The organism is Cellvibrio sp. OA-2007, assembly GCF_000953825.1.
Taxonomy (GTDB): domain Bacteria; phylum Pseudomonadota; class Gammaproteobacteria; order Pseudomonadales; family Cellvibrionaceae; genus Cellvibrio.
In genome coordinates, this window is record NZ_BBUL01000086.1 from 126888 (window position 1) to 137796 (window position 10909).

The 10909-nt window shown below is 47.2% G+C and carries 8 protein-coding genes; 1 reads left to right on the forward strand and 7 read right to left on the reverse strand.

The window, feature by feature from the left end; genetic code table 11:
• Nucleotides 1-7: 7 nt before the first annotated feature.
• From AWU77_RS08655 to AWU77_RS08685, 7 genes are all read right to left on the reverse strand, one after another.
• Entirely contained in the window at nt 8-775 is a 768-nt protein-coding gene (locus AWU77_RS08655; protein ID WP_062061798.1) for a hypothetical protein, read from the reverse strand.
• A 36-nt stretch (nt 776-811) separates the two neighbouring features.
• Nucleotides 812-2269: an alkaline phosphatase D family protein gene (locus AWU77_RS08660; RefSeq protein ID WP_062061801.1), complete on the reverse strand. Its 1458-nt coding sequence runs from the start codon at nt 2267-2269 to the stop codon at nt 812-814.
• 114 nt (nt 2270-2383) lie between these two features.
• Nucleotides 2384-3601: an alpha-galactosidase Aga27 gene (gene aga27, locus AWU77_RS08665; protein ID WP_062061804.1), complete on the reverse strand. Its 1218-nt coding sequence runs from the start codon at nt 3599-3601 to the stop codon at nt 2384-2386.
• 137 nt (nt 3602-3738) lie between these two features.
• The gene (locus AWU77_RS08670; RefSeq protein WP_062061807.1) at nt 3739-5070 is read right to left on the reverse strand and encodes a mannanase; all 1332 of its coding nucleotides are present in this window, start codon (nt 5068-5070) and stop codon (nt 3739-3741) included.
• A 38-nt stretch (nt 5071-5108) separates the two neighbouring features.
• Nucleotides 5109-6263, reverse strand: coding sequence for an AGE family epimerase/isomerase (locus AWU77_RS08675; RefSeq protein WP_152625315.1), 1155 nt, complete (start codon nt 6261-6263; stop codon nt 5109-5111).
• Nucleotides 6264-6329: 66 nt separating this feature from the next.
• Nucleotides 6330-7511 carry a 4-O-beta-d-mannosyl-d-glucose phosphorylase Mgp130 gene (mgp130, locus tag AWU77_RS08680; protein WP_062061810.1) on the reverse strand — a complete coding sequence of 394 codons (1182 nt, stop codon included), beginning with the start codon at nt 7509-7511 and terminating at the stop codon, nt 6330-6332.
• 132 nt (nt 7512-7643) lie between these two features.
• Nucleotides 7644-9518 carry a sodium:solute symporter family protein gene (locus AWU77_RS08685; RefSeq protein ID WP_062061813.1) on the reverse strand — a complete coding sequence of 625 codons (1875 nt, stop codon included), beginning with the start codon at nt 9516-9518 and terminating at the stop codon, nt 7644-7646.
• Nucleotides 9519-9853: 335 nt separating this feature from the next.
• Here AWU77_RS08685 and AWU77_RS08690 point away from each other — a divergent pair, with 335 nt between their 5' ends.
• On the forward strand, nt 9854-10855 hold the full coding sequence (locus tag AWU77_RS08690) for a LacI family DNA-binding transcriptional regulator (protein WP_062061816.1): 1002 nt from the start codon (nt 9854-9856) through the stop codon (nt 10853-10855).
• Nucleotides 10856-10909 lie beyond the last annotated feature (54 nt).

Sequence of the window (10909 nt, forward strand, 5' to 3'; positions counted from 1 at the left end):
AACTAGATCAACCCTCATCAATCTCATACATATGATTGATGACAAAACGCATTTTGGGTAGCAGGCCATTTTCTTGGGTTTTGCTGTAATAGTCCTGCCAGTGTTTTACGCCGCTCCAGAAGGTTTCCGGTGCTGATAAATTGGCATTTACGCCGGGGGCTAAGTCAAAGCCATTTGCGCTGAATATTTGATTTAGCATCATCGCGGACGGGAAACCGATTTGTTGCATGAGAGGATTGGAAGCGTTACCTGCACCCCACACGAACGCCAGCCAGGGCAAAATATTGGCGACCGCATCGTAACTGACGCGGGCTTTTTTATAATCAGCCATTGCCGCCAGAATTTTTTCTTGCGGCACTGGAATAGCGAGCAGTGCGAGGTTTGGATAATCCTTTTGCGTAGGAAGTTTATTGAATGGCATTTCAATTAAACCATTACGCGTGGGCGCGTAAGTGGCAGCGGCAGGTTGAAATAACGGGAGATTGCAAAAACTGGCTGTGGCGAAATCGCCCTGCTGAATTTTAAACAGCGCGCACTCAGACCAGAACGACGGTAGCATATCGCCGCGCAAATGGGATTGCGCAATACGAATGCGAAATGAGGCAACGTCTTTGCCACCGGCCAATACAATAAAACTCCAATCGGCAAGATTATCTAACGCAAAACTTTCATAGGCGCGCTTTAGCCATTCCAGATTGGGTTCGCGCTTAATGCGCTCCATTATATAAATATCACTTTGGATCAGCGATTGGGACGAGAGTGTTTGTTTGATCATTATCCTTTCCTCAACAAATGTCAGAAATGGTCTTTGTTAAAAACTTAATAATTTAAACGGGCCTTGGGTTGATGAATGTTCGCGCCGCTTTTGCGCATCGGCGTCGGTGCAGATGTAATCCACACTGAATTCAAGCCCGCCGGGAATAGCATGAAAGCGCAGCATCGCAACATGATCGCCCTGCTGCCGGTGTTTGGTATCCAACCGCAGGTTACCCAGTTTTATACCGGCAAGATCATCCGGCGCAGATGGATGTTTCGGAAACGGTTTTGGCTCTTTGCGGAAAATATTTTTTACCGTGTTTAACTGATCGCTACCCACTGTATCAATCAAACGCGAGGGCGATGCAATCACTTCATAAAACAACGTTTTGCCGCGAGGGCTAACACCTTCAACAATTCGTCCCCAGTGCACATCGCCGGTAATGTAAAGCATCGGAACTTCTGCTTCAAAGAGTTGCGCCAAGGCATTGGTTAATACGAGAAAATCATCGTAATTGGGCATTTCCATATCGGCAAATTTGCGCGCCCAGCGGCATGGCTTCTCCATCAAGAGTGCTTGACCGGAACTTAATAGGCCCACTGCCGCTTGATTATTTTTTTTGCGCACCAGCAAATCATTCGCCCAACGTTTAATTGCTGAACGCGTAGCAGCATTAAACATTTGTTTGCCGTCCGCATCGCGCTGGGTGCGACCATCGAGAAATAACATGCTAAGCGGATCAACATCTTGCCGGAAAAAACCCGCCGCTTGTGCAGGCGACATTTGATAGCGCTCGTACAAACGCTGTGCAACATTTTTCCAATTCGCGCGGTCGTCTTCGTCGTGGGTATTACCCAACTGTACTTGGTAGAGCGGAAAGTTATTCCAGAACTCGTGATCGTCGGGCACGCAGAGCACTGGCCCATGACTCAGTACCTGTGCAAGCCCCGGCTGCTGCAAAGGAGTTGAAAACCAATTGACTTGATATTTTTTCCCCAACACCTGCGCGAGGCGTTTTTTATTGTCGGGCAAGTTTTGTTGTGAGGGTAAATCAAGATAAACCTGATCGCCTGCGAGCAGGGTAAAATCCGGCGAAGGTTTTATCGCTCTAATAAAATCGGCGAGTGCAGCACTTTTATCATTGGGTTGGTAGTAGCAAGAAGATAACAACAGATTAAAACTTTCAGCGGCCTTGGCGGGCAATTTCTCCGGCGGACGACGACTGGTAAGTATGGTTGTCGCATCCGTGCCAAAAATACGCACCGTGATTTGGAATCGCTCGGTGGTTGCAGGCCATTGCAATTTGAATAGCGCGCGATGGTTCAGCGGATTGCCGCGCGCATCACAAACCTCGTCGCCAAGCGGCTCAAATCCGGGTGGCAATAACTGCGCAGCTACCGGCTGACCATGAATCTCAAAGTTCACTGCAGGGGGAGGATAGGCCTCCACTATGCCGACCCAGATTAATAACTCATCGGGCCGACCAATTTGATTGTAGGCAAACAACTGCACCTGGATTCTCCCTTGAATGGTGGCAAGGGGCTACTATATACCCCAAGCCCAAGAGAATACAAAAACAAAAAAGCCAGCTTGCGCTGGCCTTAAACAGAAAGCACAGGGCAAAGATTAGCGCGGAGTTAAGCGCAGCACTCTTACACCGTGAGCGGGAATATTGAGCCCCAGTTTTTCTGTGGTAGTGCCGCTATCTCCTCTCCAGATATCGCGCCAGTTGAATTTTTTCTTGTCGAAGAAAACTTCATGCTTGGAAATATCATCTTTCATGTAATGAAACGACCAGTCCAGCATGTAATCCTGCGCCTGATCCGCGCGATTCAAAAACAGGAAGGCGTACTCGCCTTTTTCCAAGGGTTTTACAAAAATTTCCAGATCCCCGTCATCAATCCATTTCATTGCTTGCACACCAAGCTTGTCTTGATTGATCGCCAGCATATCTTTATTGGTGAGGATTTTTTTGGTGGCGTCACTCATGCTGCGCAGATCATTTCCGGCAATCAGCGGCGAGGCCATAATCGCCCAGAGCGAAAAATGTGAGCGGTCTTCTTCTTCGCTCATGCCATTGCCCACTTCCATCATATCCATATCATTCCAGTGACCAGGGCCTGCATATTTGCGCAAACCAACTTGTTTATCGAGGATCGGCAACACGCCCCATGACGACCATGAACCATGGTTGTGCTCGCAATTCCAGCAGGGATAAATATCGCCAGTGGTGCGCCATGAGTGACCAACATCTGTCGCCCACTCCCAGGGCTTGTTATCGCCCCATTCACAAATACTAAACAACACTGGGCGACCTGCGGTATAGAGTGCATCGCGCATGGTCGAATACGCCGCTTTGGGATTAATATCCTGGGTGTCGCACCAATCGTATTTTAAATAATCTATGCCCCAACTCGCATAAGTGACTGCATCTTGATATTCATGACCGCGACTGCCGCGGCGACCGGCGCAAGTAGTATTGCCCGCATCGGAATAAAGCCCAATTTTTAAACCTTTGGAATGCACATAGTCCGCCAGCGCTTTCATGCCCGAGGGGAAATGTTTTTTATCGACTTGGATAAAACCTTGTTTGTCGCGCTCGCCATGCCAGCAATCGTCGACATTAATATATTCATAACCCGCATCTTTCATACCTGATGACACCATCGCATCGGCCATTTCGCGAATCATTTTTTCATTCACATCGCAGCCAAAAGTATTCCAACTGTTCCAACCCAGTTGCGGCGTTTTAGCGAGTTGATCAAATTTTTGTGCATAGGTATTACCACCCCACATAAGTAAGACAGCGATAAAACCCCAGCCGAGAAATTGTTTTTTAGTCATAAGATTTACCCTTGCAGCTGTAGTGTTAGTACAGACCTTGTCGTGATTATATTTATGAATCCCACTAATCATATAAATTAAACGATCTGCAAAAAAAACTGCAATCTGCATTGCAGTTTTTTACGCATGCGTAAAATTTATTTTTTCATCAGCGTATTAATATTTTCATTAAATGCCTTGATGATAGCGATAGTCGATGTGTCTGTATCAAACACACCGTACATACCCTGTTCTTCTTGTGGTGGATCGCCCATAAAGTCATCGCCTTCCTGCCACCAATAATTGCTGCGTGTAGTGCGACCTGCACCATTCCAGGCCCAAAAATTATAGCCCGCACTTGCTTCACCTTTTTGCATGTTCGCCAATAAAAGTGCAAAGACTTCGCGGTAATATTTATCGCGATACTCAGTAGTAGAATCAATGCTATACGCACCCATATCGCGATCCAAACCAAACTCTTCCAATACAATCGGTTTATTGAGTGATTGTGCGATAGCGATATGTGCGGCCATATAATCCTGCGCTTTTTGCCAAGCTGATGGCCATGTCTCTGCCGGTTTGGTTTTATCAAACCAACTCCAATTGCGAATCCACATATGGTAAGTCACATAGTCGATATCAGATGATGCGTGAGCGCGCGTAAATAATTCCGCATCATTAGCTGAGCCCATTTCACCTTCACTACCGGTGCTGGCCAAGTGATGGGGATCGAGGCTTTTGATAAAGGCAGCTGTGCCGTTAATCCAATCCAGATAAACTTGTTTTTCTGCAGCAGTGGTTTTTGAATTTCCCGGACGCGGCTCATTAGCCAGCTGCCAAGACATGATGGTGGCGTCATCCAGATAGGCTTTACCGTTTATGGTGTTAACACGGGTGATAATTTTTTTGATGGTGTTGCGATATTCCTGCTGCGCTTTTTCGCTTTGGTAGAAGCTGGCAGTTTTCGCCATAAATGCTTCCCACTCATTGGTGACATTCGGATCTTGCACTGGCTGGCCATCAATCCAACTCATGTATTGAGTCATGCCGCCCGACCACTGCCAAAAGTTATTGAAATACAACACCACTGTCATATCGCGTTTGGCCAGTTCAACCAATAAATAATCCAAACCTTGCAATAGACTTTCATCGTAATTGCCAAAACCATTAGTGGTTGCGGGTTTTACTGCGGAGTTAATCTCACTTTTTTCCGACACAGCCAATACACGTAAATTATTCACTCCAATAGATTTGAGCTTATCCAATTCTTGCGCAAGGCGTGCGCGATCGCCAACCTTGCCCGGGGAACCCAAATAAGCGGCATACCACATATTGGTGCCGGCGACAAAATAAGGTTTGCCATTTTTTTTAAACTGAACACCGGAGACTTGCACAAAATCCTGCGCAGCTGGCGATTTTTTTTGATTCACACACGCAAACAACAATAAACTCGCTGTAAGTGCGGCCAACAATGTGATTATTTTTTTCATCGAAAAATTCCCCAATCTGAAACCTATTATTGTTGCGACTACACCATTTTTTGCAGATATCGCATCGCCTCCATCATGGCGCGGCCATTGTGGTAAGGGCATTTCCAAAAGCCTACTTTATAGTAAGGATCGAGATTCTGATTTTGTAATTGCGACAACCAAAACCATTCGCCCTGCTGGTGATCAATTTGATAAGCCTTGATAAATTGCCATACATTTTGTGCTGCGCGATAAAATTGCGCATCGCCGCTAGTGGTATAGGCGTAGAGAAAACCAACCAAGGCTTCCGCCTGCACCCACCAGACGGCATCCACATTAGTGCGACCTGTAGCAAAGTCGTAGGAGTCAATCACCTGCCCTTCTGCACCAATCGCTTCATCAACCGTTACCTGCGCAATGCGAATTAAGGTTGGCGTTAATTTAGCGGTGTAAGCATCATCACCTAAAGATTCCAGCGCTTTGGCAATTAACCAGCTGGCCTCGATATCGTGACCATAGGTATAACCCGGCGAAAAATCGTTCCACTGCAGATCCATAAACATGCGCAGATGATGCGTAGTTCTATCGATCATGTATTTATCAAACATCTCAATATTGTATTTAAGCGCAGCGTTGACTTCAGGTTCAGGGCACACCTGATACAGCGTGGTATAGGCTTCAAGGATATGCAGATGGGTATTTTGCGATTTGGGATAATTTAAATCTTTATCGCTAAGGCGCAAATCCTCAATCAGCCCCCAGTCGCGGGTGAACGCTTCAAGATAACCCTCATACTCGCGATCAATTGCGTGTTGCTCCACCAGGGTGAAACATTCCAATGCGTGGGCGAGCGCTTGTGCATTGCCGGTGAGCTGGTAGTAAGCGCAGAGCGCATAAATCGTAAATGCCTGCGCATAGACTTGTTTTTTAGTATTGATGGGAGCGGCACCCGCATCCAGTTCCCAATACACTCCACCGTGTTCGCTATCGAAGAAATTCGAAATAACATAATCATAGGCGCGCGTTGCGTAGGCGCGATAATCGGGATTATCTACCTCCTGCGCAACTTCGCTAAAAAACCACAAAATACGCGCATTTAAAATAATCCCTTTGCTCGCATTTTTAACCGGCTTATTGTGCGCATCAATTTCGCCGTAAAAACCACCTAGCTCATGGTCAACCGTGTGCGCCGCCCACCAGTCAGCAATAGCGATTAATTCAGCGCGGAACTCTTGTTACAGCGGCATAAAACGCGGCGGAATACTGGCAACCTTCATGGGTTACACCAACTCCTTTAATACTTGTAAATTTGCGCTGATCAATTCATTGCGCACCGCAACCGACGCCGCTGAGCGCAAACCGTCTTCCGGGGTGTTTTTGCAATAATCAATTAATTTCTCGACCGTAGATGTCGCCACATGCATACGTGTGTCTGATGAGGCGTAATAAATAAATACTTCATTTTTTTCATTGGCAATCCAACCATTGGAAAAAGCCACATTGGAAACATCGCCCACCCGCTCAGCGCCATGGGGAGCAATAAAGTGACCCGCCGGACGATGGGTGACTACCCATGGGCGCTCCAATTCAGTCATGAACATGTAGAGCACATAACGCAAACCGGCAGCGGTATTGCGTACACCGTGAGCCAAATTCAACCAGCCTTCGGCGGTTTTGATCGGCGCTGGCCCCTGACCGTTCTTAACTTCTTTGATGGTGTGATAGACCTTGCCATCCACAATCACTTCCGCTTTTACTTCAGCGCAGGTCATATCATCCACCAACCCCCAACCGATACCACCGCCCGCACCGACACTGATAAATCCATCTTGCGGACGAGTGAACAAACCGTATTTACCATCGATAAATTCCGGGTGCAAAACCACATTGCGCTGCTGACCGGAATAGGTAATTAAATCGGGCAAACGCTCCCAGTTAATTAAATCTTTGGTGCGCGCTATACCGCATTGCGCTTCAGCCGCAGAGGTATCCTCAGGGCGGTTTAAATCTTTGCGCTCGGTGCAAAATAAACCGTAGATATATCCATCTTCATGCTGGGTTAAACGCATATCGTAAACATTGGTATCGGGGCGATCAGTTTCCGGCAAAGTGATGGGGTAATCCCAAAAGCGGAAATTGTCGATACCGTTGGGGCTTTCAGCAATTGCAAAAAAAGATTTGCGATCCACACCTTCAACACGTACTGCCAAAATATATTTTCCATTCCACAGCATGGCTCCCGAATTAAACGCGGCATTAATTCCCTGACGCTCCATTAAATACGGATTGGTTTTTTCGTTGAGGTCGTAGCGCCAAAAGATAGGGGCATGTTCTGCGGTAAGAATCGGGTTTTCATAACAATCGTAAATACCATTACCCTGAGCCTTCACAGAATTTTTTTTACTGACCAATACTTCATGTTGCTGCAGCAGCATTTTTGCTTTTTCTTTAAAACTACTCATATTTAAAATACTCCAATGAGTTTTGTTGTATGTCTGTTGATGTGCGTTTCATCGCACATCGGATCAAAATCGTAATCGATTACACTTATAGTTAAACTTTTTCACTGCAGCCCAAGCCGCAGCACAAAATAACTATAAGGCCTTAGTTAATAAATGTTCGTCATTGGTGCCTTTAAGCACGTCTGCCGGAGTATCTGCTGGATAGTCTTCCAGTTTTTTGTACCAGTTAAACCAGAGGAAAATACTAGTAACTGCAGCAACTGCCATCGCCACAATAAATTCTTGCCAGTGTTGGATCACCATAAAAATCGGCGCTGCAGTGAGCGAGGTTTGCCACACAACACCAACAACTACGTTAATTGCATCGCGGGAAAAATTTTTGTTGCGACTAACGCTCGGGTAATCTTTTTGCACCTCGGCAAGCACCGGCGCCCAAAAACCCCAAGGGCGAACTTTAAGATAGAACGTTTTCAGCACCGCCATATCATCGGGCTGGGTGAAAATAGACCCGAGCACACAGGCCAATACGCACGCAACAAACATAAATGGAAATGCTTTGATGGGTGAAATGTCGGTGAAAATTAGCGGAAAAGCAATCGCAAAGCCGGTCATCATGCCCCAGAAATAACCAAATCCGTTGAAGCGCCACCAATACCATTTAAGCAAGTTTGCTGCGGTGTAACCGCCGTAGAGCGCACTCACAATCCATCCAATAATTTGATTCAGGCTGGGAATAAAAAACCCAATCGCCACACCAAAAATCACAAACAAAACCGAGACGAGATAACTCATCTTCACATAGGTTTTTGCTTCAGCGTTGGGGTTGATGTAGCGCTTGTAGATATCGTTAATCACATAGGCTGGTGCAGCGTTGACGGTGGCAGCGAAGGTGGACATAAACGCAGCGAGCAAACCGGCGATTAATAAACCTAACAAACCGCTCGGTAAAATATCGCCCGCTAACACCATGGGTAGAATTTGCTCGAAGTCGACCGCTTCACCCATACCATTGAGCTGCGGCATAAATAAACCGATTGCGAGCACCGCGAGCCCGGTAATCAGCATGTAGCGCGGAAAGAGTAAAACCAACGAAACAAAACCGCTCATTTTGGCTGACTCTTTGGGAGTTTTTGCCGAGAGCACGCGCTGCATGTCGTAAGTTGGTTGCGGCCCGGCGAGACTTTGTAGCACGCCTTTAAACAGCACCAACATAAAAAAGATCGCGAACGGCGAGTAACCATCGGCAATAATTTTGTCATTGGCTGCTGCCAACTGCGCCGACCAATCCAGATCCAATTTACCGCCCAGCCACAACTGGCTCCAATCACTTGGCACCAAGCTCGCTATCAACTCCGGCGATATACGCTGCATTGCAATAATACCCACCGCGATACAGGCAATCGTCATAATGATGAACTGCAAAACCTCGGTAAACACCACACTGAACATACCGCCCTTCACCACATACACGGTGGTGATGAGTGTGATAATCAAGCCGTAATAGACATCGTTCAGATGGGAATCGGACGATAATTCCCAAGGCATAAATACCGCAGCAAATTTACCAATGCCGATAAATCCGTAGGCAATAAAACCAATCACATTTACCAATGCAAACACCACCACAATCATGTGTGATAGGCGCGCACCCTTACCCTCACCAAAACGAAAAGTAATCCACTCAGCGCCGGTCATTACGCCGGAGCGACGCAACCAAGTCGCGAGAAAAATCATCAGAAAAATTTGATTGAATACCGGCCACAGCCAGGGGATATAAACGCTACTAACGCCATAAACAAACAACAAATACACCATCCACATGGTGCCGGAAATATCGAACATGCCCGAGGCATTGGACAAGCCGAGCTGCCACCAGGAAAGTTTATTGCCGCCAAGGAAATAACTTTTAATATCTTTTGACGCGCGACTGGAAATCCAGAAACCCACCACCAAGGTTGCCAAAACATAAACAAGGATGATGGCGATATCCAACAAAGGAAGACTCATAAACAAATTCCGAAATTATTATGTGGATCGTCACTTCATAATTGAAGATTAAGTGTGATCGCGTTTCTTATCTGACCCCCCTACATCCGTGCAACACCTCGCTAGCACCAGACCAGCGAAAGAGACTCAGGGTGAAGCAGCAACCTTCAATGTAGCAGCAAGCCTAAAGAGGCCTAGCGGACCATAAGCACTGGCACTGCAGACTAATGTAACCGTTTACATCTTATTTTTCTAGTCTCTTTCGTCTAGCTGTAGTAAATTTTCGGGCAAATAAGCAGATCACCTATAAGCTCCACCTCAATTCACCCCCATATCGGCTCCTAAAGGTCGTTTTTATGTCCAATATTCGCGATGTTGCTCGCTTGGCAGGCGTATCCGTTGCAACTGTTTCACGAGCCCTGAGCAACCCCGAAAAAGTCTCTGATGAAAGTCTGGAAAAGGTACATAACGCTATCGCGCAAGTGGGCTATCGCCCCAATATGCTGGCACGCAATTTCCGCTCGGCACGCGCTTATGCTGTAGTGGTACTGGTGCCGGATATTGCCAACCCCTTTTACTCCCTGTTTATCCGCGCACTGGAAGACCGCGCGCAACAAAAAGGCTACGCGGTGCTACTGGGCGATACGCGCGGCACGCCCGAGCGTGAAATGGACTACATCCGCCGCGTAGAAACGCGGTTGGCTGATGGCATAGTGCAGCTGCGCCCCAGTTCGGAGAAAAGCCAGAACAACATTCCGCCCGATATCCCCTGCGTCAACGCCTGCGGCTGCGAATACACCACTGGCCCTGCGATTCGTATCGACAACCGCGCCGCTGCCAAAACCATGGTGAATTACCTGCTCAGCCTCGGCCACAAGCGCATTGGCGTGATCTCTGGCCTGAAGGACAACCCGCACGCCATCGACCGCCTTGAAGGCTATAAAGAAGCGCTGGCAGAAGCTGGCATTCCGTTTGAAAAAGATTTAATTGCCGAAGGCGATTTCACCATGTGGTCTGGCCTTAACGCCGCGTTCCAGTTCTGCAATATGAAAGTGCGCCCCACTGCAATATTTTCCATGAACGATGAAATGGCCATAGGCGCTATGCAGACATTAAAAAATCAGGGAATTCGCATCCCGGAAGATATGTCGGTCACCGGCTTTGACGATATCGCCTACTCCAAATACTCCGACCCAAGCCTCACCACCATTTCACAACCGGCAGAAGAAATGGGCAAAATGGCGATGGATATGTTACTGAAAGTCATCGAAGGCGAACCGCTCAGCCAACGCGAGTGCGTATTGCCAACGGAATTTATTATTCGCAAAAGCACTGGGCCAGGGCCGGGGAAAAAGTAGTTTTACCTTACAAAAAAATCGCAATAAAAAAGCGCGCCGCGAGTTCATCGCGGC